Genomic DNA, 25,146 nt, shown 5'->3' on the forward strand with positions numbered 1-25,146 from the left:
ACACCCTACGAAGTTTTCTATAATGAGACTTTGCACTTAATTTGACAATTCACCGCTCAAAAATAAAAATGAGTTGACACTCACCAGCAAACGACTTACACTTAGCTCTGCAAGTGAGTAATAGCTCACTAAGAGAGGCGGCATTCAAATGGCAGACTTATTGATCGATTTAAAGCATCTGCAGAAAAAATTCGGGAAAGAAACAGTTTTAAAAGACGTGACCTTACAAGTAGCCAAAGGCGAGATCTTAGGTTTGATTGGGCCGAGCGGTGCCGGTAAGTCCACCGTGATCAAAACCGCTTTAGGCATGGAAGTCGCAGATGGCGGCCAAGCGTTAGTACTCGATACCAAAATGCCCAACCGGCAATTGCTTGGGCGCATCGGCTATATGGCGCAAGATGATGCCTTATATGAAGCCTTGAGTGCTGAAGAGAATTTGCGTTTCTTCGGGCGGATGAAAGGCGTCGACAAAACCCAAATGGCAGAACAAATTGCCCATGTGGCGGCAGTGGTCGATTTGACTCCAGATTTGAAAAAGACGGTTTCCGGTTATTCTGGCGGGATGAAGCGCCGACTGTCTTTAGCGATCGCGTTGCTTGGAGATCCTGAATTATTGATTTTAGATGAACCGACAGTCGGCATCGATCCTGCACTGCGCCGCAAGATTTGGAAAGAACTTCACGGCTTGCGTGATGCGGGCCGCGGTGTGTTGATCACGACCCATGTGATGGATGAAGCTGAACTGGTCGATAATGTCGCCTTGTTGTTAGGTGGGCAAGTGATGGCGTATGGTGCACCGGGGATGCTTGAAGCCCAATACAACGTTAAAACCATCGAACAAGTCTTTTTGAAAGCGGAAGGGGTGGCATAAGATGCGGTCAATTTATATTGCACGGCGGGTCATCAGTGAATTGATCCGCGACAAGCGCACATTAGCCATGATGTTTGTAGCGCCAGTGTTGATCATGTTTTTAATGAAGTTGATTTTCACGCAAAGTGCCACGACTAGCGTAACCGTTGCGACAGTCGGCGTAGATGGCAACATTCGCTCGGCGTTAAATGATGTGAAGCATGTTTCCGTTGAGAAGAAATCAACGAACGCTTCTGCTAAAAAGGCACTGAAAGATCAAAAAGTCGACGCGATCGTGCATCAAACTAGCGATAATCACTACACAGTGACTTACGCTAACACGGATGCCACCAAGACAACGTTAGTAAAAGCTGGCTTTAAAGCGGCATTGGCACAAGTCGGGGTCAAGCAACTCAAACAAACCACGGTGAAGTTGAGCCAAACGGTGACCCAAATGGCGACGACGATTCAAAAAGTCGCCCCGCAAGCTGCCGGAAACCTCAGTTTGCCAAAAGCGAAGAAGCAAGCGACCACCAAAATCACCAACAAGTACAATTATGGTGACAAAGATACCGGCTTCTTCAATAAAATCGTCCCGATCTTAATGGGCTTTTTCGTGTTCTTCTTTGTCTTCTTGATTTCAGGCATGGCGCTACTCAAAGAACGTACCACCGGGACCTTAGATCGTTTGTTAGCTACGCCGGTACGTCGTGGTGAAATCGTGTTAGGCTACATGATGAGTTACGGCATTTTAGCGTTGATTCAAACTGTGATCATCGTGTTATGTACTGTCGGCTTTATGGGCGTTGAAATCACTGGGACGCTAGGTGCGGTGATGGTGACCAACTTCTTATTAGCCTTAGTGGCTTTAGCTTTTGGGATTTTAATGTCGACCATGGCGCAATCCGAATTTCAAATGATGCAGTTTATTCCGATCATTGTGATCCCACAAGTGTTCTTCTCAGGGATCGTGCCGCTGGATTCCTTGGCAAGCTGGGTCAAAGACATTTCCTACATTTTGCCATTAACTTACGCTGGCAATGCGATGACGCAGATCATTATGTATGGGACAAAATTGACCAGCTTAGGCTTAGATATCGGCGTTTTACTCTTATTCTTGTTGGTGTTGACCGCATTGAACGTTCGCGGTATGCGCCGTTATCGGAAGGTTTAAGCCATGGCAGTCCATCAAGTTGAAACCTTATTTGCGGCGTATTTGGAAAAGGCGGACTTGTCAAATAAACAAAAGGCAGTGTTATCCGCGTGTTTGAGTTTATTTTCCGAGCAGGGCTTTGAGCGCACCTCAACGGCAGCCATTGCCAAGCGTGCCGGCGTATCAGAAGGCACGGTGTATAAGCATTTCAAATCCAAAACGGAATTGTTGGATGCGTCGTTGGAGCCTTTAAGTCACAGTGTGGTTCCACAATTGGCTTCAGAGTTTATCGATGAGGTGCATCCTGAACGTTTTGCCCATTTAGAAGATCTGTTGCGCTTTGTGATTCACGATCGCTTAGCCTTTGCCATCAACAATCGCGCGATGATCCGGGTGTTTGCCCAAGAAGTATTTGTGCGTAGCGATTTGTTACAAGTAGGCGTAAATGCAATTTTTGGCCAATTTGCAGTAGGTTTTGGTCGCGCGATTCAACATTTTCAAGCGACGCATGAACTGATCGACTGGTCATCACTGCGGCTATTGCGCACCATTGCCGGCGGTATTATTGGATACGCGTTGCCAGTAGTGATGATGCCTGATGGGACCTATCCTTTTGACATCAATCAAGCCACAGATGAATTAGTGGAAAGTCTACTGAAGACCTTGACGCCATAAAAAGGCATCCTCCAAAAATGGGGGATGCCTTTTGCGTTAGTCGAGGTTAAATTCAGGGGCGTACTTTAATTCGCCTGATACCTTGTTCAAGGCGCCTTCAAATAGCGGTTTGATTAAGAAAAATTCTGCAGGGATGTCAGCGGGTGGGGTGATGTTGTAATCACTTGCAGGCTGATACCCGAAACGGCCGTAATAAGCAGGATCACCTAAAATGCTGATAGCCCGGCGCATGTCTTCGCCAGCGGTCACTTCCAAATAGGTGATCAAAGCACTGCCGACGCCTTGTTTTTGAAAGTCTGGTAAAACCGCTAATGGCGCTAAAACAAAAATTGGGGTACTACCAACGTGGGCGAGGCTCAACATCGCATGGCCGATCACTTGATCCTCATCGTTTAACGCAATGGCGTCGTATTCTGAATGATAATCGTCGCTTTCACGCAACCGGGAGATCAATTGAAATTCATCACCATCGCTGTGTTCGGCAGTGGCAAAGGCTTGTTTGACCACTTGAATACTGTCATCAATGTACTTGGCTTGAATCGGTTCAATGCGCATGTTGAAAGACTCCTTTTTAATCGATAGGTTTATTGTAACACGCAAAAACCGAGCCGTATGCGCACGACTCGGTTTCAAGCTTTTATGGTTTCTCAGTCACATCAGAACCGAGATATTTTACGGAAAGCTTCTTCAAGGTGCCATCTTTGCGCAGTTGGACGAGGGCCTTGTTGACGGCTTTTTGGAGTTTCGGAGATTTCTTACTCAGCAAGGCCGCAGATTCTGCAGGTGCGGCAACACTTGAATCGAGTTGCTTGGCTTGCAGGCCTTTGGTTGAGTTGGACTTCTTGTAGTCTTTCCAAGCCGATACGGAGTTGATCGATCCATCGACGCGCCCGTTTAAAATGGTCCCAACGACGGCAGTGAAGTTAGAATTCGGCACGGTTTTCGCACCGAGTTTCTTGGCGACCGCTTCGTTATCCGTCCCAGTGCCTTCTGCTAAGGTCTTGCCTTTAAGCGTTGAGGCCGTCACGTTCGATCCGGCTTTGGTGACTAAGGTGTAAGGTGAGTAAACATAAGTACTGGAGAAGTTGTACTGCTTCTTGCGCGCAGCCGTTGCGGTGATGTTATCCATCGCCAAATCAAAGCGACCGGAACCAACCCCAGCGATCAACGAATCCCATTTGGTTGGGACAATTTTAACTTTCAAGTTGAGTTTCTTGCCGACTGCTTTGGCTAATTCGACTTCAAAGCCGGTCATTTTACCATTGTCGCGGTAAGCATAAGGTTTATATTCGCCTTCTGTGCCGACGGTCAACGTCTTTTTGGTGATCAGTTCGGATTGATAAGTGTTTGATTTGGTCGTGGTTTTGCTACTGCCACAAGCAGCCAACGCCACAGTGCTGAGCAAAATGGCTGCCCCTAAAAGTAATCCCCGAAATTTTTTCATAAAACGCCTCCTACAGCGTAAAAGTCATTGAAGCTAAGAATGCTTGGATCCGGGCGTCATCTGAATTGAAAAAGCCTGCCGTTGGTCCGTCGTAGCGCATTTTGCCATGTTCCAAAAACAGAATTTTGTTAGCGACTTGCTTAGCAAAGGACATGTTGTGCGTGACGATGATCATCGATTGATTCTCGTCATGGATCTTCAACAAGACTTTCAATACTTCCAGTTCCAGTTCAGGATCCAAAGCTGAAGTTGGTTCATCAAGCAAAATGTAGCGCGGATGCATCGCCAAACTGCGGGCAATGGCGACACGTTGCGCTTGCCCACCAGAGAGTTGCGCTGGATAACTGTCAGCTTTATCGGCTAAGCCAACTTGTTGTAACAGTTCGCGGGCTTCTTTTTCCGCATCAGCTTTCGGTGTTTTGAGCACATGCACTGGCCCTTCGATGATATTTTTCAACACCGTCAAATGCGGGAACAAGTTGAAACTTTGAAACACCATTTCGGTGACTTGGCGTGCGGCCAAAGTGGTTTTGGAGCTGATCGGTTGCGCATAGTCGATGGTTAAGTCTTCTAAATGCAACACGCCTGATTCTGGACGTTCCAACAAATTCAAACTGCGCAAAAACGTCGATTTCCCAGAACCTGATGGCCCTAAGATCACTGTGGTTTCTTCAGCAGGAAAGGCAGTGGAGATATGATCTAACACCACATTATCGCCGAAGCTTTTGGTGAGATTTTCAACTGAGATCATGAATGCGCCCCTCCTTGCGTGGTTTGTAAGTATGCGCTGGATTTATTTTCCAGCCACTTCTGCAGCCATGACAATACGGTACAAAATACCGCGTAGATCAAGGCGACCAGGCTATACATCAACAGCGGTTGGTAGTTAGCCGCGGCAATTTGTTGACTGACTTCAAACATTTCCACGATCGTGATCGAGGCAGCCAAGCTGGTATCTTTCACCAAACCGATAAACGAGTTGGACAATGGTGGCAGCGCCGTGCGCAAAGCTTGAGGAATGATGATGCGCCGCAAGACTAACGAGCGATTCATCCCAATGGCATAAGCTGCTTCCCATTGGCCTTCAGGCACGGATAACAAAGCCGCGCGCACAGTTTCCGCACAATAAGCCCCAGTGTTCAGTGAAAAGGTGATGATCCCAGCAGTGTATGGGTCGAGTTTGATCCCGGTTGGCGCCAAGCCTGGAATGATCAGGTAAGGTAAGCCGAAATATACGATGAATAATTGGACTAATAATGGGGTGCTACGAAACAGCCACACGTAAAAGCCTGCGATCCACCTCAGGATGTTAAACGCGCCGCGCTTGGTGCTGATGCGCGTCAATGCCACCACTAACGCCAGCGCCAAGCCGATGATAAACGAGATCACCGCGATCGGGATGGTATATTTTAACCCAGCGACGATCAGTTGTGGTAAGGCTTCGGTGATGATTTTCCACATGTCGACTTTCCTCCTAAAAACACTTATCTTTAGTTTAATTGTACCTTGTTCGGACAGTAAAAAAAACCGCCCCAGACCAACCGAATTGGTCAAGGACGGATTTCTTCGCGTTACCACCTTGTTTTATCATTGGCTCACACCAATGACCTCATCAAGCAAAATTTGCTTGGCTTGATAACGGGAAGTGCCCGTTGTCGGCTTGCACGCTCACCGGCAATGACGATCGAAGACCATCTTCATGCGTTTGGCGTAACCTTTTCCAACAATCAAGGTCTTTCTGCACCGCCGACTCGCATTACTCATCTTCACCATGTCTCATATTGTTACCCAATATTAGCGTTGCATCATCAATAAGTCAACAAATTCTCATTTTTTATTAATACTTTCGACTTGCGTGGACACCAGTAAGGCCAACACGGCCAAAATCAAAACGAAGCCAAAGCCAGCATGCGTGCCGACCGTCAATCCTGCAACACCAGCTTGTTGACTGCTACCAAAGGCGATCAAACTGGTGGCGATCGCAGTGGCGACGGCGCCGACGATTTGTTGCAAGGTGTTCAAAATGGCACTGCCATCAGCACTCAACGCCCCAGACAAACTGTTTAAGCCGTAAGTTTGCGCAGGCGACATCGCCAAAGGTGCGCCGATCATTAACACGACATGGCCAAAAATCACCCAAGCTAAGCTCGAGTTGGCGTTTGCCGATAATAAGATGCCAACGCCGATGATGGCAATGACAAAGCCGATGCGAGATAACCACTTGGCGCCATGATTATCATAAGCACGCCCGGCAGCGGCTGAAACTAAGGCGTTGACGATGCCACCTGGTAACATCGCGATCCCAGTCATCGCAACCGGCAAATGCATGACCCGTTGCAAAAACATGGGCAACAAGTACATTGAAGCTAAGATCACGCCAAAGTCGAGCATCACCAACAACGTCCCAACGGTGAAGCGGCGCGTGTTGAAGACATGGAGGTTCAACATTGGCTTTGCCAAATGGAGTTGACGATGGGCATACAGATATAAGGAAACTAATCCAATGATCAATGCAGCTAGTACAGGAACCGACAACCAGCCTTTATCAGAAGCGAAAGTGGCGCCGATGACGATGCCAGCAAAGCCGACGGTGGATTCAATAATTGAGATCCAATCCACTGGTGTATGGGTTTGTTGATAGACATTGTCCAAGTTGCGCGCGGCAAAGATGAACGCAATCAGCAAAAATGGGACGAACAACCAGAAAATAAAATGCCAAGAGAACTTTGCGAGGAGTAAACCGGTGATCGTAGGACCGATGGCTGGCGCAAACATGATGACTAAAGCGGCCAGCCCCATGACCGTCCCGAGTTTATGCGGTGGAAAGATCTGCAAAGCGACACTAAACATCAGCGGTAAGACTAAGCCAGTGCCGATACCTTGAATCATCCGCCCTAATAACACGACTGGGAAGGCCGTGCCTAAAGCAGAAATCACAGCCCCAACGATAAAGGCTCCTAAGGCAAATAAAACAATTTTTTTGGTGGTGAACCATTTGGTCAATAAACTGGATAAGGGCATGCAGATGCCGATGACTAACATGTAGCCGGTGACCAGCCATTGAATCGTGCCTTGGCTGACGTTCAACGCCGTCATCAATGAAGGCAAGGCGATATTTAACGCTGTTTCTGAAAACATGCCGACGAACGACCCGATCATCAAGCCGACCATCGCCAATGCTGGATGCGCAATTTCAACTCGCGCTTTCGGCATTGCTTGAGATAATTCCATAACTTACACTCCTTTGATCGTCTACACCAGTGCAAAAAAAATAGCCGTTAACGGCTAATGGGTGTTGCGGCGCTTGGATAGTCGCCAAGCGTTGCGATCGATTTTAATTTACGTCGGTCATCTTAGCAGAAAATACTGGTTTTCGTAAGGACTTTTTCCAGAAAAATTTCAAGAAAAAAGCCCGGCCACTAAGGCTAGGCTTGCAAATCTTATTCAGCTTCAACAGCTTCGGCACCGCGGTTTTGGAAAGCACTCAAGGCTTTGCGTGCAATCGGGCCGACGATCAACAATTGTAATGGTAAAGCCATAAACAAGTTGAAGATCCAAGTGTGCAAGTACGTCAAGACGATGTTGCCGGCAAAGTTTTGGGTGACGATCATCCCAAAGGCGGACATCAAAGTGACCATCCCGGCAACCATCAAGATCGAAATTGAGATCCCGATGATGATCGGCTTTTTTTCCATTTCAGGTTTGAAAATATGATTGAAGAAGATTTTCTTAGCGGTTGGACCGACGACACCGAGATCTAAGATCAAGGCGACGATCAATGCCAATGGGTAGCCTTTGAGCACTTCTAAAATATAACCGCTAGAAAAGCCATCAGCCATGGCGACGTTGTAGCCTGCCATGACAAATACCATTAAACCAGCCATGATCAAGCTGAAAAAGATTTCTTCTTTAAAATTCTTAGGCACGTGTAACTCCTTATGCGTGGGTTTAGAATTTTGGGAGGTAGAGTCAGTGGTAAGCCACCTATACGGAACCAAGCGACAAAAATGTCACCCACAACAAGATTTAACGTTACCAGAAAATTTCACTGTGCGTAAGGATTATTTTCAGAAAACTTCAGAAATTATAATTCTTCCGGTGCAACCAGCGCCAGCCAAGCACGACGCAGGCGATAGCGGAACTCTTGATAGCGTGTGCGCTTAGGGTGTTGTGCGTCCCATAAGGCATCGATTTCTTCATTGGTTGGGACATGATCGAAAGGCACGCCGCCAACTTGGGCGCGTAAATTGTTGAGATTTTTTAACACTAATGCTTCAACTTCTTGATCCGTCATTTGATCGTATACGGTCATTGCCTGTTGAAAATCTTCAGGGTATTGGTCTAAATCTGGGAAAGGGTGTTCTAAAGACATTAGATTTCCTCCTTTAAATCAAATACTGGCTGAAGCACCATTGTCGCATGTGTCTTGTCCTTTCGTCTATGCGCACACCTGAAAAATAATATTTCCCCCTACACTTAATAAATTACGCAAAAAAGGCGCAAAACTTTTTTTGCGCCGAAAATTATTTTGTTCACATGTTTTCATATCGAAAGAAAGTCAGCGTTGCTGATACCAATCCAGAATTTTTTCAACGGTTTCAGCCTTGAGATACCGCACTTCAACCGATTCATTCCCGTCACCGCGCCGGATGTGTAATTCCAAATGCGCGATGTGTTTGCGCGTCATCCAAATACTTTGATTTAAAGACAGTGCCTGGATGTTTTGGCGGCGAACGACGTATTGCGTCAGATTCCACAAGCTCCCGTTTTGAACTAATAAGGTGTGCGCATAGATGATGGATACGCCAGCATTCTTTGCGGCATACCAACCTTGAAGACTTTGGATCAAGACCCATAACGCGGATAAAACCATTGTCCAAAGCAACCACTGCGGCCAAAAATGCCCAACAACGAAACTGATGATCGCGACGAATAACAGATTCCATAACAGCCAGTTGCGCACATAATACCAATGATTTGTTCTCGGCACACGAATGAAGTCGGGGGTAGTCGCTGGTACCCAATCGACAAAGTGGTGCATTCGAGTCAACGCTTGGTCTGCTTTGATCACTGGCAACAATACCAAGTCGTTATCTTTTTCCTCATCGGCGGCATTGCTGGCCAGTAACGCTTGAATCGTGGTGAGATGCAGCCAGTGCCGCAATAAACTTTGGCGCATGCGCACCGCTTGGATCCGACTGATGCGCACAGAGACTTCCAACCGTTTGAAAAAGCCGCGGGTTGCTGTTAAGGTGTGGGCTTGTTTGGTCAAGGTGAAGTGGTAGTAGCGCTGCAACAAGTTTAAATAGGAAATCAACACCGCCACAGCTAAGAACAAGATTCCAAAAACCACAAGGACTAAAACGGCGAGGTGGGCGAGTTGATCGAAGGCATTTTGTTGCCAAGTTTTCGGGATCACGTCGTCCAGTTTGTTCCATAACCAACCCAACGCCGCTAAAATCGCCAAAAAGCCCATGCTGGTGGCAGCGTATAAATTGAGATCCCGTGCGGAAATTTGATATCGCGCATCAAAAGTCGGTGTGGCCGATTCGTCAAGCTGTGTTTCTGAAGGTTCAGTCACAGACAGTGGTTGGTGATGACGATGTGCTTCGATCAGTTGGCCCACGGAAGTCGAAACGGCATATAGCGTCCCAGCCCCTTCTTTGCCGTCTTTACTAGATGTTTCAATATTCAAGGTTTCCAGGCCAAACGGTTGTAAGAAGAACCACTGTTGATGGCTGAGGGTTTGAATATTGGGATAGGGAATGTGGCGCACTTTTTTGACGAACAACCCGGAATTGATGGTGACGGCAGTGTCGTCGATTAAATAAGAAAATCGCCAGTAACGCACGGCTGCTAGCCCAATAATAAATAACAACGCGGCACCAATGCTTAAGACTGCCCACCAACTGAATCCATTTTTAAACACAGAAGAGCCGGCGACGATCAGCAAATACCACCAAGCTTTAAATTCTTGGCCGATCATCACGGGCAAGGCCAACAAAGGTAAACGGTTAGGCGTCATCGCGAGCCACCTTAGCCAATTGCATGATCTGTTCGCGCAAAGCATCAGCTACGGATTCTTCGACGCCAGCAATTTCATGCGTGGTGGCGGCAGTTTGGACTTTGACGCTTTGCAAATGTTGCCCGCGCAACAGTGGGCCTTGTTCCAACGTCACATTTTGAATGCGAGCGATGGGAATGGCTTCAGTTTTGCGGAAAATAAACCCGCTTTGTAACACCACATCGTCAGGTGAGATTTGATAGCGCCAAAAGGCATAGCGATAAGGGATCAAAATCAAGTGACTGCCGACGTGTAAAAGCCCTAATCCTAATGCGACAGCGATCAGCCACCAAGGCCAAGACCATAATAAATGCGCGATGAAGAATCCGACGGCTAAAATCACCCATAATAGTCCGTCGATCAAGGCACGCAGGCGCCAAACCGTTTGAATTTGAGCTGGAAGTTGTGTTTGCATGTTGTGACTCCTCCAATTTGCATTCAGTGTACCAACTGCGAAGGCCATGTGCAATTATAAACAAGCAAATCATGCCACAAAAAAACGGCAGGCTTCATATTTAACAGAAGCTTGCCGTTTTGAACGTTTAAACCAGCGGTTCGTAGATCAACTCGATCAGTTCCTTGTGACTGGCAAAGTTGACGCCAACGATGTGCTGTTCGAGGACTTTTTGATATTCTTCTAAGACGTCATAAGGCAGTGGCGTCAATAAATGTAAATCGTCGATCACATCAGCGACGGAATTGGTCGTATTAAAATCGATGAAAATGTCCACCTTGCTGAGGCAATCGGCCAATAACTCAGACAGCTGGGCATCAGGCTTGCCATTGGCATCGGTGATCACAACTTGTTGATGATTCAGCGGCTGGTGGTCGAATTGGATCAGTTTCAAGGCGTTGAAGACATTCATAGCGATTCTCCTTGTGGTTTAGTTGCCTCAATTTTAGCACAATGCGGCGAACGCGTTGCAAGATTTTACTTGGCGGGTTTCAAACGTAAGCCTAATAGCAAACCGATGACTCCGATCACAGCAAAAGTGAGAAACGCCGCGCGAAAACCAGCGATGCCACCGACTTGCGTTAAAATCGCAGTCGCCAAGGCCACCCCTAAAGATCCGAGCAGTTGGCGCGCAGTCGTGGTCACCGCAGTGCCATCAGCGAGCCATTTTTTCGGCAAGGCATTCGCACCAGTGGTGACGGCAGGCATCATCACAAACGCATTGCCAGATTCTGTGACACACGCTAAGAGAATTGCACCGATCAAGGGCAAGTGTCCAGCTAAAAGCATCAATAATAAAAAGCCGATGGTGATCAAGCTCATGCCGATCAATACCACCCGTTTAGGTCCAACTGCATCTAACAGTTTGCCAGTGCGGGGATTGAGTAACGCCAAGCTGACGGCAGCAGGTACCAGTGATAATCCAGAAACGAGCGGTGTGACTTTGAGGATCGTTTGAAAGTATAACGGCATGACCACCGTGGTCACGATCAAGGCGATATATGAGATCCCAGTCAACAAGCAGGCCAAGCGAAATTGTCCAGTTTGCAAAACGTGTAATTGCAATAAGGGCTTGGGTTGATGCCATAAGCGCGTGACAAACCAAATAGCTGCCAGTCCGGCAATGACAAGAATGATCAGTAAGGTTGTGCTGAAGCCTTGGTTGCTGGCTTGAGATAAGACATATAATAATGCGGGAAAACTAGCAGCAAGCACGACGCTCAACCAATCCAGGCGACTCAAGTTTTGTGGCATCACATCTTGAATCGTGTGTGTTGATGCCAATAACACCAGTAAACTAACGATCAGAAACAACCCAAACAAGGCCCGCCAAGAAAACCAGGTCAACAACACACCTGAAATGATCGGCCCTACTGCTAAGGCTGATCCCATCACCAATCCGGCGATGCCCATCACAGCGCCACGCTTAGCTTGCGGCGTGATCGTCAACAGCACAGTTTGGAAACTCGGGAAAATGATCCCGACGGCTAATGCTTCCAACAATCGTCCGATCATTAAAAGACTGAAACTCGGCGCCCAGATGCACAGCGCCGTGCCGATCGCAAAGGTGCCGACAACGGCTTGAAACAGATGTTTGAAGCCAACATTATTTAATAACCACGGTGATACTGGAATCATCAAACTCATCACCAACATAAAACCGGTGGTCAACCAAGCCACGGTGCTAGCCCCTAAGTGAAAGGCCTGCATAAAAGCCGGGTAAGCGGTACTTAACGCCGATTGTGAAATCGACATGGAAAACGTGCCAGTGAGTAAGGTCACCACAAAGGCGCGTCTTGATTTATCAGTTAACATATGGCTACCTCCGCTTCAATTATAGCCGCAATGTTCGGCTTTAGCCGGTGTGTAAGCGGTGCCTTTTGAAAATTTTCAAATAAAATTTTCCCGGTGGCTCATAAGTTATTTACTATGCTTCCATAAATTGATAGTATGTCATCATATGCTTATTTCAGAAAACTAACGTGGAGGATAACAAAGAATAATGACGTATGATCTTGGCGTGCGCCTGGCCGCTGAATTCATTGGCACAGCAATTATGGTTGCGCTTGGTAACGGTTCGGTTGCCAACGTAGACTTAAAAGGGACTAAAGGTAACGGCTCTGACTGGATGTTGATCGCTTGCGGGTATGGCGCAGGGGTCATGATCCCGGCGATGATCATCGGGGGGATCTCCGGTAACCATATCAACCCAGCCTTCACCATCGGCTTGGCAGTATCCGGCTTGTTCCCATGGAAAGAAGTTTTACCTTATATCCTGGTGCAAATGGCTGGGGCGATGTTCGGCCAGTTAATGGTTTACGCAGCTTATGAACCTCATTATGATTTGACGACTAACCCCCAACATATTTTAGGGACGTTCAGCACCATCAACGCCACTAAGAGTCAACTTAACGGGTTCATCAACGAATTCATCGGCTCATTCATTTTATTCTTTGGGGCGTTAGGCATTACCAAAGCGCCGTTCTTCGCGAACAACTTAGGGACTGCGCACATGGCATTAGGTTTCTTAGTCGGCACCTTGGTCGCATCCTTTGGTGGGCCAACTGGGCCTGCGCTGAACCCGGCGCGTGACTTGGGTCCTCGGATCTTGCACGCGTTGTTACCATTGAAGCACAAAGGCAGCTCCGATTGGGGTTATGCTTGGGTGCCGGTGGTTGCGCCGATCTTGGCAGGTATTTGTGCCATTGCGTTATACAAGAACGTCTTCATGTAAAATCAACCAAGCTGCCTAGCGATAGGCAGTTTTTTAATTGAGAAAAGGGGTAGCAGGATGTTTCAATATTGTCCAACATGTGGCACAAAGCTCGTAACGAAGCTTGCTGGGGATGATGGTGAGATTCCATATTGTCCGCATTGCGAGCGATTCTGGTTTCCCATGTTTGCCGATTGTGTGATCGTGTTAGTGGCTAATGCCCAACATGAAATTGTTTTGGCGAAGATGCCTTACTTATCAAAGCAGTATGAATCTTTGATTTCCGGTTATATCAAACCAGGGGAAAATGCCGAGTCTGCAGCAATACGTGAAGTGCAAGAAGAATTAGGGTTGACTGGTGAAAGTATCGAGTATGCCGGCACGTATTGGTTGCCCAAACATCAAATGATGATGCATGGCTTTATGGTGCTGGTGGCTGATGATCAGCTGAACTTGTCTGATGAACTGGAAAGCGCTGAATGGGTATCAGTCGAAGCGGCCCCAGCTAAAATGTGGCCAGCCAGTCCCGAAAATGCGGCGCTGAAAGTTTGCCAATTATACGCGCAACAAATTAAATAACGTTCATTTTGAACACAACTTACCAAAATAAATAACGCCTCGATTCCAACCGAATCGAGGCGTTGTTTTCGTTTATGAACGGCGTAACCATAAAACCTTGATGCCTGAGATCACCAGTGTTGGAATGGCCGGCAATACGACGACGGCCAGGTATAACCCGTTAGATAATGGTGCTGTCCCCATCACCATATTGAAAAATGGCATCACAGTCACTAATAATGACGCGACTGCGGCAAAGGCGACGGCGATCAACAACTTGCCATTTTCAAAAGGGTTACGGTGAAACAAGGTGCGCGTACTGCGGGCGTCGAACACATGCCACAGTTGGCCGAAGACTAAGGTTAAGAAGGCGACGGTTTGGGCTTCGGCGGGGTTCATACCAACTTGTGCCGCCCATAAGAATGCCAGATATACGACGCCACCCATCACGATACCGCGTAGCGCGATGCGTCCAAGCATCCCGTGCAGAATGGATTGATGCACATTGCGTGGTGGTTGACTCATCAAGTCCGCTTCTGGCACATCATAACCTAAGGCAAAACTTGGCAACGCATCCGACACCATGTTCACCCATAACACCATCAAGGCAGATAACACCGGCGTCGTTGCTGGGACATGGCCAACTTGTTGCGTCATTAAGGCAACGCCGAGCAGTAACGCTAAAACTTCGGCAACATTGGTGGTGAGTTCATGGCGCATAAAGTTTTTGATATTGGCAAAAATCGTCCGCCCAGCTTCAACAGAATGTTCGATAGTGGTGAAGCGGTCATCCAGTAAAATCAAATCAGCGGCATCCTTGGTGACTTCCGTGCCGTTGATGCCCATGGCAATGCCAATATCGGCAGCTTTCAATGCCGGCGCATCATTGATGCCGTCACCAGTCATTGCCACGATTTGATCATGTTGTTGCAAGGCTTTAATGATGCGCTGTTTGTGTGCTGGGGTCACGCGCGCATAAATGCGAATGCTAGGCACGAGGTCAAACAAGGCTTGATCATCCATGCCATCTAAAGTGGCGCCTTCGATCACCGAAGCTTTAGGATTGGACACGATACCCAGTTTCAATGCAATTGCCCGCGCCGTTGCCGCATGATCGCCAGTGATCATGACCACCGCGACACCGGCTTGATGCAAAGTCGCGACTGATTTTTTCACTTCTGGGCGCGGCGGGTCAATGATGCCAGCAATGCCTAACAAGTCGAGGTGTCGTTCGAGTTCAGTGACGCTGCCATGGCGCGCTAAGGCTTCCGTGATTTCGCGTTGAGACACTGCGATCGTCCGCAAAGCCTGTGAGGCAAAATGTAAGACCACATCAGGCAATTCGTCAGATGGTTGGGCCAAACGCTGTTGGATCACATCTGGTGCGCCTTTGGTCAACACGTGATACTGAATGCCTTGCTTGATCACCACTGACATCATTTTACGTGTGGAGTCAAAAGGCAATACCCGTAAAATATCTACCGGCTGATCTCCGCGCAAGATGCCCGCTTTTTGGCCGAGGACCACTAGGGCAACATCAGTGGGATTGCCGTAAGCTTGCAGTTCGTCATCGGCATCCACTCGGACTTCGGCTTCATTGTTCAACACAGCGGCTTGGATGAAATCATGGTAGTCGCCTTCTGGGAAAATTTCACCACTGGCTTCAAGGCCGCTGCCTTCCACATGATAATATTGCCCGTTCACCCAAAAATCGGTGACGGTCATTTGATTTTGCGTCAAGGTCCCAGTTTTATCACTGGCAATAAAACTCGTCGCGCCAAGGGTTTCCACGGCATTCAAGGATTTGATCAAGCCTTGATGACGCGCCAGCTGGTTGGCGCCGATGGTCAACACGATGGCCAACACTGCAGGCATCGCATCAGGAATTGCGGCCACTGCTAAAGCAATCGCGGTTGATAGTGCTTCGGCAATGGCGGCAAACGACCAACCTGTGGTGATTACCGCTTTATATAATTCCAATCCAAGCGTTAAAATCACCACGAATAACGCGACCAGCATCAAACGTTTGGACAAGCGCTCAACACTTTTAGCTAGTGGGGTTTTACCAGGTTTCTCAGCGGCAAGCAGTTGCGCGATTTGACCGAGTTCGGTTTGCATGCCTGTCGCCACAACCACGCCGATCCCGTTACCATGCGTGACCGTCGCGCCGGAATAGCCCATATTCGTGCGATCACCGAGTCCAGTTTCTTCTATTAAAGAGTGGGTTTGTTTGGCGACGGGTTCGCTTTCGCCAGTGAGGTGGGATTCATTAGTGGTGAGTTCGGCCACATGTAACCAGCGCACGTCAGCTTCAATGAAGTCGCCAGTGTGCACTTTTAAGATATCGCCGGGTACCAATTGATCAGCTGGGATCTCTTGCCAGTCATCATCGCGCAACACCAACGCATGATGGGCGGCCATGGATTGCAAAGCTGCCATTGATTTTTGTGCGGCGCGCGCTTGCCAAAAAGATAACCCGGCATTGACCATGATCAACAGTAAAATCGCGATCGCTTCATAAACCGAAGCCATGGCATGGGCGTGGTCTTTGGTGACGGCAAAGTCGTACCAAGCACTCAATGCGCCTAAGCCCACAGCGATAAATAAAATGATCATCAAAGGTTCTTTGAGGCTGTGCAGCAATTGTTGCCAGGCGGGGATGGTTTTGGCTTTTTCCAATTGATTGGGGCCGTTTTGCGCCAACCGGTTTTCAGCTTCGGCTTGCGATAAGCCGTGTTGGCGATCGGCGGATAACGTTTTAAGCACGTCAGCTTTGGGATGTAAGTAGGGGTCTTTCATAGTGGGGCCTCCTTTTAACAACGGCAAAAAGCGCAAGCAACAAGTGTCTTCCTCCCCAGGAAAACGAACTTGAAGCTTGCGCCCAACCGAATGTTTTTGATTACTATAAGCTTAACGAAATACCAATTGCCTTGTCAAGTTTCAAGGGCAGACGAATTATCTCTTGACCTGTAACGCGTTACAGATGCGACACTGAATTCGAGGTGATAAACATGCGTCAATGGTCCCACTATACAATAGAAGAAAAGCGTTCTGCCGTGCTCGCGATTATCAACGGCCAAACCGCGCGGGCCGTGGAAAAAGCCACGAGTATCGATCATCATTTACTGGCTGCTTGGGTGCGCGCTTACCAACAAGATGGCGAGCAGGCTTTTGTGCCTTATCGTCGCAGCCGGCGTTATCCAGCTGAACTCAAAGCCCAAGTCGTCGCCGAGTATCAAATGGGTGGGACGTCATTGCGCAAGTTATGCGTCAAATATAATATTTCCAATCCTGGGCTTTGTGCCAAGTGGGTCAGCCAAGCGGTGCAGTGAGTGGAAATTGGGCCTCCAGCTGACTCGCCATGCCATAGTGAGGGTCCTCGGCGGAGCTAACTTTGTTCATTCGCTTCGCTCATGAGCAAAGTGGATCTCCACCTGCGGAAGCCTGTAAGCGAAAAGCGCTAACAGGCTTCTCACTATGGCATGACGGCCAGCTTCCGGCCCAATTTCCACTCGCTACGCTTGATGAACTGCTGTTACGCTAAACTTATCAATGATTGCGTTATACAGCAAAAGCGCCACGCAATTTGCGTGGCGCTTTTCGTGTATGACTTAAAGGAGGAGAGATCGTCCATGTGACTGACTGTGAGCACATGCTTTTGGGTGACGATCAGTTTTCAGATAACTCACCAGTGGCTTCAGTGTTGAAGGATTGGCCGGTGATTTTGGCTAACAAGGTCCCGCCGATCAAGCCGACAATCATAAATGGCAGGAAATCCATGGAAATCGAGAACATTGGAATGTACTTCATGCCGAAGTTATCGATGGCTTGGATAAAGGCGTTGTTGGCCAAGTATGGTGGCAAGGAGTGGATCGCATCTAGGATCGCAGGGATCATGGTTAAAATGATGGTCGTGCGATAAATGGTTTGTTGCTTGCCGATGAATGGGTGCAACAGCCCTAACAGGATCAAGGCGATGGCTAATGGGTAAAGCAACATCAGAATTGGGCTAGATAAAGCGATGATTTGGTTCAACCCGAAGTTTGAAATCAAGAAACTCCCAGTACAAGTGGCGATCAAGAATTTACCAAACCCAATTTTAGGAAAACGAGTGCCGAGGTCTTGAGACAAGCTGGAAACCAATCCGATACAACTGGTTAAGCAAGCCAAGAAGGTCATGGCGCCAAGCAGTGAAGTCCCGATCATGCCAGTGTAGTGGGTCATGATGGCGTTGAAGGCTGGGCCACCATTGGCAGTGGTTTTCGTGAAGTGTAAGGATAAAACGCCTAATGCGATCAAGAAAATATAAACGAAAGCTTCAAGCCCCATGGACATGGCGCCAACTTTGGCAACGTCTTGAGAACGGTGCTTAGCGGTAGTTACGCCGAAGAACTTCAAAGCAGAAACGATGGTAACCCCAAAGCCTAAACCAGCTAAGGCATCCATGGTGTTGTAACCTTGTAAGAACCCATTGGATAAGTTAGAAATGGCTTTAGTGGCATGCGTGCTGGCCATCAAAGTGCTGCCATCACCTTTGATCAAGAAAGCAGCGAAGAAGGCGGCGGCTAACAGCAAAAGTAAAGCGGGGTTGAGCAACTTGCCAACATAATCGGTGATTTTTTGCGGGTGACGGGAAAGCAAGTAGGTGATCAAGAAATAAATGGCGGAGAAAATCAACAAAGCGATTTGCGTGTGGCCTTTGGAAATAAAGGGTTGGATCGCCATTTCAAAGGTAACCGTTGCGGTACGTGGTGTTGCGATCAACAGGCCCAAGGAAGCGTGCGTGCAAATCAGAAAGAATAAGGCGAAGCCGTGACCGACTGGACGTGCCAAGTGATACATGCTGTCGGATTCGGTCATTGCGATGGCTAAAATCGCCATCAATGGCAATAACACGGCAGAAAGTAAAAAGCCTAACGTTGCGGGTAACCAGTTGCCCCCAGAGATCTGCCCTAAATGAATTGGGAAAATTAAGTTCCCAGCCCCAAAGAATAACCCGAATAACATTGAACCTAAAATCAAGTACTGCTTCTTGGTGAGTTTGTGATCTGATTTGTTTTCCATTGTGATGACCTCCAAAAGTGTGTGTCCTTAAGAAGGGGTTTGTTTGAGTCGGCCTAACCCAAACAAAAACGCCCTTGACAAATATTGAATTTGTCAAGGGCGCCAATGCGCGTTACCACCTTGTTTCGTTTAACCGTCACCGATTAAACCTCCAAACGTACGGCCGAAAACCGACGATACGTCATTGCTGTAATGGGCGCAATCCCAGTGACCACTTCTTTTCAGTCGCAATCACGACTCGTAGCCTACCTTCAACTAGAAATGCTAGGCCGCTTCGCACTTTACGCGGCTCACTGACAAGCAAGACTCTAGTTTACTTCGCTACTCAATGTCTTCTTAATTGATGTTGTGACTAGAATAGATTAAAGTTTTGCCAAAGTCAAGCGGTAATATTCATTTTTTTCTCATCGCTTTGAAATTTTTCGACAAAACCGCGCACTGTCGGGTCATACACTGGCAAAATATGGTGCAATTGGATCCCGACAAAATGACTCAGCGCATCTTGCCATTGGGCGACCGTGTGGCGATCGACGGCTTGCGTCAACAAATGCAATTGATCGCCTGACGCAAAGATCTGGCCGTGAATGCCGAGTTGCGTCGCCACGTCCAAGCCAGTGACGACGCCATTAGAGGTCAAGCTGATGGCTTGTTGCGTCGGGAGATCCAAATTTTCGGCAGCTTCTAAGTGCGTGGCGGCGTTTGTTGGCGTCAAATGAGCTTGCAAGTTTAAGGCGACGGCTTGTAAGTCGGCGACGACGGCATTGGCAGTCGGCAAAGAACCTGCCCCAGGACCAGAAAGCGTCAGCGAGTTGGTATTGTTAGACGCCAATTGAATCGCATTGAATTCATTGGCCACGCCAGCTAACGCATGATTTTTCGGCACTAAGGTTGGCGCAACGGATAAGCGCAGTTGTTGGTTTTGACGGATCGCTTGGACTAACGGTTTGATGGTATACCCAAAAAAGTCCGCCGCCGCAAAGTCTGCGCGCCGCAAAGTCGTAATGCCTAAGCGTTGAATGCTGGATAACTTAGGATCGAGGTTGAAAGCTAGACGACTCAAAATCAACAATTTGTAGCTGGCATCTAAGCCTTCCACATCATTGGTCGGGTCGGCTTCAGCAAACCCTTTTTGTTGGGCGAGTTGCAAGGCTTCCGTATAACTGGATCCTGCTTGCATCTGCGACAAAATGAAATTCGACGTGCCATTGGCGATCCCAGCCAGCGCAGTGATTTGATCGCCAGCAAAATTTGTGTTCAATGTGCGCAAAATCGGAATACTGCCCATCACGGCGGCTTCATAATTTAAGGCGACGTGATGCTGTTGCGCTAAAGCCGTCAATTCGCGACCATGCGTGGCGATCAGATCTTTATTGGCCGTGATCACTTGTTTGCCATTTTTCAGCGCTTGCTGCAACAAGGCGAAAGGTAAATCGATGCCACCGAGCACTTCAATGATGATTTGAATATTAGGATCATTGACAATACTCAACGCATCCGTGGTCAACGCGATATCAGGATGTTCTGCTTGGCGTGCAGGGGTGAGATTGCGCACTGCCGCGCGGGTGATTTTAAGATTTAATGGCGCCAGTTGTGGGGTTTGGCGCGCAATAATGTTTGCGACACCGCGTCCCACTGTGCCTAGGCCTAATAGCCCAACGTTCAGTGTGCTCATCTGAGTCTTCCTTTCTGTGTACAAGCTGGCAAAAGTTATCCGAGTGCGTTGACTAATTGCACTTGGCCAAGCCTTGGGCAAGGTCGGCAATCAAGTCTTCTGGGTCTTCCAAGCCGACGGAGAAGCGCAACAAGCCTGGGGTGATGCCGCAAGCCAATTGTTCTTCTGGGCTCATTTCCGCATGGCTCATCTTTGGTGGGTAAGACAAAATGGTTTCCACGCCACCTAAGCTGACGGAAAATTCGGGGATGGTCAAACTTTCAGCTAAGATCTTGGCGTTTTCTGCACTGCCGACGTCAAAGCTCAACACGGCACCGCCGTTTGTCGCTTGTTTTTGTTGAATGGCGTAACCTGGGTCAGATTTCAAACCGGGGTAACACACGCGGGTGACTTGCGGTTGGGCTTCGAGCCATTCGGCAATTTGTTGCGCGGACTTGCTGGATTGCGCCATGCGTACGCCTAAGGTTTTGATTCCGCGCACTAATAAGAAGGTATCGGTAACACCAAGCGTCGCGCCGAAAGCATTTTGAATAAAGTAAATGCGGCTGGCTAAACCCGGATCGTTGGTGACTGCCGCGCCAGCTAAAATATCGGAATGTCCGGATAAGAATTTGGTTGCCGAATGCACCACAATGTCGACGCCTAAGCTCAAAGGCTTTTGTAAAACTGGGGACATGAAGGTGTTGTCGGCGATGGTGATCAAGTCATGGGCTTTGGCGATTTTCACGATGGCGGGAATATCGGTGACTTTCAGGACTGGATTAGATGGAGATTCGATGTAAATCGCCTTGGTATTGGGCTGAATCGCGGCTTTCACTTCATCTAAGTTGGTGGGATCGACGAAGGTGTGGCTGATGCCAAAGCGAGATAACACATCGTCTAGGATCCGGAAGGTCCCGCCGTACACGAATTTCGTGACCAATAAGTGATCGCCTTGGGAAAAAATGCTCAACACACTGGAAATCGCGGCCATCCCAGTACTATATAAGTACCCGAATTCGCCGCCTTCAAGTGCCGCAACGGCTTGTTCACCAGCTTTGCGCGTCGGGTTGCCAGAACGGGAGTAGTCAAACTCCCCGAAGTGATCGAAATCATTTTGATAGAAGGTAGAACTCAAGGCGATCGGGGTGTTGACTGCGCCGGTGAGGGGATCTTTCACCGTAGTCGCTTTGATAATTTTGGTGTTGTCATGCATATTGAATTACTCCTTTTTAGCGCCGGCAATGGCTTGGTCGAAATCGTCGGTAATGTCTTGCGCATCTTCTAATCCAACCGAAACGCGGATCAAGTTGTCGAAAATGCCAAGGGCTTCACGTTGCGCTTGCGGCATATCGTGGTGGGTTTGAATCGCTGGGATCGTGATCAAGGTTTCAACTGAGCCCAGGCTTTCGGCAAACGAGCCGACTTTTAAGTTTTGTAAGAATTGATCAACGGAATACGCGTCGTTTAAATAGAAGCTGATCATGCCGCCGACCCCAGCATATAACACGCGATCCACGCCAGGCAAGGCTTCCAAGTGCTTGGCTACGATGCGAGCGTTAGCGGTGTGGGCGTGCATGCGGATGTTTAACGTCTTCAACGACCGGATCAACAACCATGCGTCGAAAGGATCGAGGTTTTGGCCGGTAGTGGTGAGCTGTTGGCTCAAGCTTTCACCGAGGTCATCATCAGCGACGATCACCGCCCCAGCTAAAATATCATTGTGCCCGCCGAGATACTTGGTGGCAGAGTGGACGACGACATCAGCGCCCAGGGTTAAGGGTTGTTGATACACCGGGGTGAGGAAAGTGTTGTCCACAGCGATCAAAATATCTGGCCGCACGGCATGGACTGCCGAGGAAACGGCTTCGATATCGATCACTTTCATGGTAGGGTTTGAAGGCGTTTCTAACCAAATCAAGCGAGTGTTTGGTTGGATGGCTAACAACAAGGCATCGACATCCACACCGTCCCAAGTGTCATAAGGAATTTGATAGCGTTCAGCGCGTTCGTCGAAGTAACGGAAGGACCCGCCATACAAATCGTCAGACGCGATGAAGTGATCGCCAGTTTTGGTGAATGCGGAGAAAACCAAATCGATGGCCGCCATCCCAGAGCTAACAGCAAAAGCGTGTGTACCATGTTCAATGGTCGCAAGTTGTTTTTCTAGTAATGCGCGGGTTGGCGTGGTTAAACGCGAATAATCATAGCCAGTAGATTGGCCTAAACCTGGATGGCGAAAAGCTGTTGATAAATATAACGGTGGGACCACTGCCCCAGTGTTTTGATCATCTGTGCCGTTAGTGCCTTGAACTAATTGTGTTGCGAGTTTAACCATGTGCTTGCCTCCGTGCAGTTGTTAATGTATTTAACCAAGATGTGTAAACTTGAGTGGCTTGATCATGCCAAGTGTTTTGCGGTTGTAAATCACTGTCAAAATAATGTGCTGGCAGTGGGGTGTGGGGATCTTTGTGTAAGTCGCGATAATATTCAGCGCGCAAGGTCCCGGTTTGATATTCCAAATGTCCTGCTAAATACCATGAGTTGCTGGCGGAATCTGAAATCAGCGTCGCACCAAGGGCTTGTGAACCTGCCAGAACGTTGCCGCGCACCACAGATGCTAGCGGAATAGTGAAATAGCGCGAGTGTGGCATGGTCAGCCCATCCGTGGTGTAAATCCCAGAAATCTTTTGGGCGAGTTGCTTACCATGAAATACCCCGTCGAGTTCACCGGCAGCATAAGCACCCCAGCAAATGAATAATGCGCCTTTGGTGTGAGCTTTGCGCCAAGTCAAGATCCGGCGAAATTCTGGCCAAAAGTCAACTTGTTCAAATTCGAGTTGATCTAAAGGCGCCCCAGTGACGATCAACCCGTCAAAATATTGGGCTTCCACTTGATCAAAGGTGGCGTATGCTTGGCGGATCTGCGTGGCATTTTTGTTAATGTGATGAGTGCTTGGCAAGCAGAAAGTCAACGCGACGTCTTGCTTACCTTGCGCAAAGACGTTTGCGAGCTGGCGCTCAGTGACGGCACGGTTCGGCATTAAGTTCAACACCAATAAGTGCAACGCATCAGCGCTTGGGACAAGCGTATTTTGCGTTAAGCCGGTTAAAATCGAAATAGTTGCCATGTGCAGATCCTCCTTATTGAAATAAAAAAAGCGCCCCGTGATCAATTTGATCACGGGACGCTTTTGCGTGGTACCACCCGAATTTTGTTTATTGTTACCAATAAACACTTATGCGTACGGCGCCAAAGCGCGATACGGTAACGCAATAACGGGCGTATCCGGTTGTCGCTTGCAAAGGCTCACGACAACAATACTCAGAGACCATTTTCGAAGTCTGGTTTCGCCGATTTACACCAACCATCGGCTCTCTTTAGAAACTGTAACTTTTACTTATCTCGTCAACGTGTTTAGATTATTGTCAGCTTACGGCAAATTCTCATCGAGGTCAAGCGTTTTTGCCATTTTTCCCACAGAATCCGATGATGGCGGGTTTGGTTGCAATTTGTAAGCGGATCACTCAATTTGTAACAAAAATATTTCAGGATGCTTGTGTAACAGCGAGGTAACAATGTGACGATTTTAGGTGAATTTGACATCTCTCTGGTATTAAGGTGACATACCGATTGCCTATACTGCATGTTGTCAAGGGGAACGGAACACAAATTTTAGGAGTGAAGCTTATTTTAAGTCAACGACTACATGTCATGGCAGCAGCTGCTGTTACAGTTTTAGGTAGCATGTTTGCCATCAATACCGCCACCAAATCGGTCGAAGCGATCGATACGAATACGAGTGCCCAACATCAGGCACAATCCAATGATAGTGAAGCCACAGCCAAAGATACTGCTAAAACTGTGGTGAAAACTAACTCGGTTTTACATCCAGCTAAAAAAATCGTCATCAAACCTGGTCGCAACTTGATCGCAGAAGCTAACGAACGTGCTGCCGCTAAGAAAGCCGCAGAAGCCAAAGCTGCTGCGTTGAAGGCTGCTCAAGCTGCCGCTGCTCAAAAAGCAGCACAAGAAAAGGCCGCCCAAGTTGCTGCAGCGCAAAAGGCTGCTGCCGCTAAACAAGCTGCTGCTCAACAACAGCAAGCCGCTGCCACTCAAAGTGCAACGACGACCACCACATCGACGACTAGCACCACCACGAACAAAGGGACCTTCAAATTAAGTTTCTACGATCCTGCTGTGATGGGCTCTAACATGGGCTACAGTGGTGTTGCCGCTAACTTGTCCACGTTCCCACGTGGCACTAAGTTAAAGATCACGTTATCTGATGGCACGGTATGGTATCGGACTGTTAATGATACTGGCTCGTTTGCTGCGGGTAACCCGAACCAATTGGACGTGGCCATGCCAAGTTCTCAGATCCCATCTGCTGGGGTTTTATATGCCACCGTTGAAGTGGTTGGCTAAAAATCAATCAATGAATGACCAAGACCCAATCGTCTTGTGCGATAATCCCTTTATGGTTGTCAGATGAAATACAATAATTCATCTGATGATT

At 48.2% G+C, this 25,146-nt stretch carries 23 protein-coding genes, 2 pseudogenes and 1 other annotated feature; of the genes and pseudogenes, 8 read left to right on the forward strand and 17 right to left on the reverse strand.

Annotated features, from left to right (window positions below):
* The first annotated feature begins 148 nt into the window (after positions 1-148).
* The 3 genes from FD01_RS02205 to FD01_RS02215 are packed head-to-tail and all read left to right on the forward strand — an operon-like array spanning position 149 to position 2,678.
* On the forward strand, positions 149-871 hold the full coding sequence (locus FD01_RS02205) for an ABC transporter ATP-binding protein (protein WP_056962444.1): 723 nt from the start codon (positions 149-151) through the stop codon (positions 869-871).
* A gap of 1 nt (position 872) precedes the next feature.
* Positions 873-2,024, forward strand: coding sequence for an ABC transporter permease (locus tag FD01_RS02210; protein ID WP_054716510.1), 1,152 nt, complete (start codon positions 873-875; stop codon positions 2,022-2,024).
* Between the two features lie 3 nt (positions 2,025-2,027).
* On the forward strand, positions 2,028-2,678 hold the full coding sequence (locus tag FD01_RS02215) for a TetR/AcrR family transcriptional regulator (protein WP_054716513.1): 651 nt from the start codon (positions 2,028-2,030) through the stop codon (positions 2,676-2,678).
* Between the two features lie 36 nt (positions 2,679-2,714).
* Here FD01_RS02215 and FD01_RS02220 read toward each other — a convergent pair whose 3' ends face one another.
* The 8 genes from FD01_RS02220 to FD01_RS02255 form a co-directional block, all read right to left on the reverse strand.
* Positions 2,715-3,233 carry a GNAT family N-acetyltransferase gene (locus FD01_RS02220; protein ID WP_054716516.1) on the reverse strand — a complete coding sequence of 173 codons (519 nt, stop codon included), beginning with the start codon at positions 3,231-3,233 and terminating at the stop codon, positions 2,715-2,717.
* 82 nt (positions 3,234-3,315) lie between these two features.
* Entirely contained in the window at positions 3,316-4,122 is an 807-nt protein-coding gene (locus tag FD01_RS02225) for a transporter substrate-binding domain-containing protein (protein WP_054716518.1), read from the reverse strand.
* Positions 4,123-4,132: 10 nt separating this feature from the next.
* Entirely contained in the window at positions 4,133-4,873 is a 741-nt protein-coding gene (locus tag FD01_RS02230) for an amino acid ABC transporter ATP-binding protein (protein ID WP_054716521.1), read from the reverse strand.
* Complete coding sequence (locus tag FD01_RS02235; RefSeq protein ID WP_054716524.1) at positions 4,870-5,583, reverse strand: amino acid ABC transporter permease; 714 nt, start codon at positions 5,581-5,583, stop codon at positions 4,870-4,872. The genes FD01_RS02230 and FD01_RS02235 overlap by 4 nt, the downstream gene beginning before the upstream one ends.
* Before the next feature lie 366 nt (positions 5,584-5,949).
* On the reverse strand, positions 5,950-7,353 hold the full coding sequence (locus tag FD01_RS02240; RefSeq protein ID WP_056962445.1) for a DHA2 family efflux MFS transporter permease subunit: 1,404 nt from the start codon (positions 7,351-7,353) through the stop codon (positions 5,950-5,952).
* A 209-nt stretch (positions 7,354-7,562) separates the two neighbouring features.
* The gene (locus tag FD01_RS02245) at positions 7,563-8,048 is read right to left on the reverse strand and encodes a DUF2798 domain-containing protein (RefSeq protein WP_056962446.1); all 486 of its coding nucleotides are present in this window, start codon (positions 8,046-8,048) and stop codon (positions 7,563-7,565) included.
* 158 nt (positions 8,049-8,206) lie between these two features.
* On the reverse strand, positions 8,207-8,494 hold the full coding sequence (locus FD01_RS02250) for a hypothetical protein (RefSeq protein ID WP_056962447.1): 288 nt from the start codon (positions 8,492-8,494) through the stop codon (positions 8,207-8,209).
* A gap of 186 nt (positions 8,495-8,680) precedes the next feature.
* Positions 8,681-10,147, reverse strand: coding sequence for a PH domain-containing protein (locus FD01_RS02255; RefSeq protein ID WP_056962448.1), 1,467 nt, complete (start codon positions 10,145-10,147; stop codon positions 8,681-8,683).
* Here FD01_RS02255 and FD01_RS16935 point away from each other — a divergent pair.
* Positions 10,068-10,265, forward strand: a pseudogene (locus tag FD01_RS16935) (hypothetical protein); the annotation flags it as partial. The gene FD01_RS02255 and the pseudogene FD01_RS16935 overlap by 80 nt on opposite strands.
* Here the strand turns inward: FD01_RS16935 and FD01_RS02260 are convergent.
* The 3 genes and pseudogenes from FD01_RS02260 to FD01_RS02270 all read right to left on the reverse strand — a co-directional run.
* Positions 10,185-10,649: pseudogene (locus FD01_RS02260) on the reverse strand (PH domain-containing protein); the annotation flags it as partial. The pseudogenes FD01_RS16935 and FD01_RS02260 overlap by 81 nt on opposite strands.
* A 79-nt stretch (positions 10,650-10,728) precedes the next feature.
* Positions 10,729-11,052, reverse strand: coding sequence for a hypothetical protein (locus FD01_RS02265; protein ID WP_056962450.1), 324 nt, complete (start codon positions 11,050-11,052; stop codon positions 10,729-10,731).
* A 65-nt stretch (positions 11,053-11,117) separates the two neighbouring features.
* Positions 11,118-12,455, reverse strand: coding sequence for an MFS transporter (locus FD01_RS02270; protein ID WP_056962451.1), 1,338 nt, complete (start codon positions 12,453-12,455; stop codon positions 11,118-11,120).
* 187 nt (positions 12,456-12,642) lie between these two features.
* On the opposite strand from FD01_RS02270, the gene FD01_RS02275 reads away from it, so the two are divergent.
* Positions 12,643-13,374 carry an MIP/aquaporin family protein gene (locus tag FD01_RS02275; RefSeq protein WP_056962452.1) on the forward strand — a complete coding sequence of 244 codons (732 nt, stop codon included), beginning with the start codon at positions 12,643-12,645 and terminating at the stop codon, positions 13,372-13,374.
* A gap of 57 nt (positions 13,375-13,431) precedes the next feature.
* Entirely contained in the window at positions 13,432-13,932 is a 501-nt protein-coding gene (locus FD01_RS02280; RefSeq protein WP_056962453.1) for an NUDIX domain-containing protein, read from the forward strand.
* A gap of 72 nt (positions 13,933-14,004) precedes the next feature.
* On the opposite strand, the gene FD01_RS02285 is transcribed toward FD01_RS02280, so the two are convergent.
* Positions 14,005-16,710: a cation-translocating P-type ATPase gene (locus tag FD01_RS02285; RefSeq protein WP_056962454.1), complete on the reverse strand. Its 2,706-nt coding sequence runs from the start codon at positions 16,708-16,710 to the stop codon at positions 14,005-14,007.
* 212 nt (positions 16,711-16,922) lie between these two features.
* On the opposite strand from FD01_RS02285, the gene FD01_RS02290 reads away from it, so the two are divergent.
* Positions 16,923-17,243 (forward strand): transposase, encoded by a 321-nt coding sequence (locus FD01_RS02290; RefSeq protein WP_054716532.1) that lies wholly within the window; start codon positions 16,923-16,925, stop codon positions 17,241-17,243.
* Between the two features lie 337 nt (positions 17,244-17,580).
* Here the strand turns inward: FD01_RS02290 and brnQ are convergent, their stop codons facing one another.
* The 5 genes from brnQ to FD01_RS02315 all read right to left on the reverse strand — a co-directional run bounded on the left by brnQ (position 17,581) and on the right by FD01_RS02315 (position 23,757).
* Positions 17,581-18,975, reverse strand: a complete 1,395-nt coding sequence (brnQ, locus tag FD01_RS02295) for a branched-chain amino acid transport system II carrier protein (RefSeq protein WP_056962455.1) — start codon at positions 18,973-18,975, stop codon at positions 17,581-17,583.
* A gap of 379 nt (positions 18,976-19,354) precedes the next feature.
* Positions 19,355-20,647, reverse strand: coding sequence for a homoserine dehydrogenase (locus tag FD01_RS02300; RefSeq protein WP_056962456.1), 1,293 nt, complete (start codon positions 20,645-20,647; stop codon positions 19,355-19,357).
* A 52-nt stretch (positions 20,648-20,699) separates the two neighbouring features.
* Positions 20,700-21,842 (reverse strand): trans-sulfuration enzyme family protein, encoded by a 1,143-nt coding sequence (locus FD01_RS02305; protein ID WP_054716541.1) that lies wholly within the window; start codon positions 21,840-21,842, stop codon positions 20,700-20,702.
* Positions 21,843-21,848: 6 nt separating this feature from the next.
* A complete protein-coding gene (locus FD01_RS02310; RefSeq protein WP_054716542.1) occupies positions 21,849-22,964 on the reverse strand; it encodes a trans-sulfuration enzyme family protein in 1,116 nt (371 codons plus the stop codon).
* Positions 22,957-23,757 carry a homoserine O-acetyltransferase/O-succinyltransferase family protein gene (locus FD01_RS02315; protein WP_056962457.1) on the reverse strand — a complete coding sequence of 267 codons (801 nt, stop codon included), beginning with the start codon at positions 23,755-23,757 and terminating at the stop codon, positions 22,957-22,959. The genes FD01_RS02310 and FD01_RS02315 overlap by 8 nt, the downstream gene beginning before the upstream one ends.
* A 50-nt stretch (positions 23,758-23,807) precedes the next feature.
* Positions 23,808-24,048 (reverse strand) — a binding site (T-box leader).
* Positions 24,049-24,341: 293 nt separating this feature from the next.
* Between FD01_RS02315 and FD01_RS02320 the strand changes: the two genes are divergently transcribed.
* Complete coding sequence (locus tag FD01_RS02320; protein ID WP_082611654.1) at positions 24,342-25,055, forward strand: hydrolase; 714 nt, start codon at positions 24,342-24,344, stop codon at positions 25,053-25,055.
* The last annotated feature ends 91 nt before the right edge of the window (positions 25,056-25,146 follow it).

Origin of the sequence: Lacticaseibacillus manihotivorans DSM 13343 = JCM 12514, assembly GCF_001435035.1 — a bacterium.
Classification (GTDB): domain Bacteria; phylum Bacillota; class Bacilli; order Lactobacillales; family Lactobacillaceae; genus Lacticaseibacillus; species Lacticaseibacillus manihotivorans.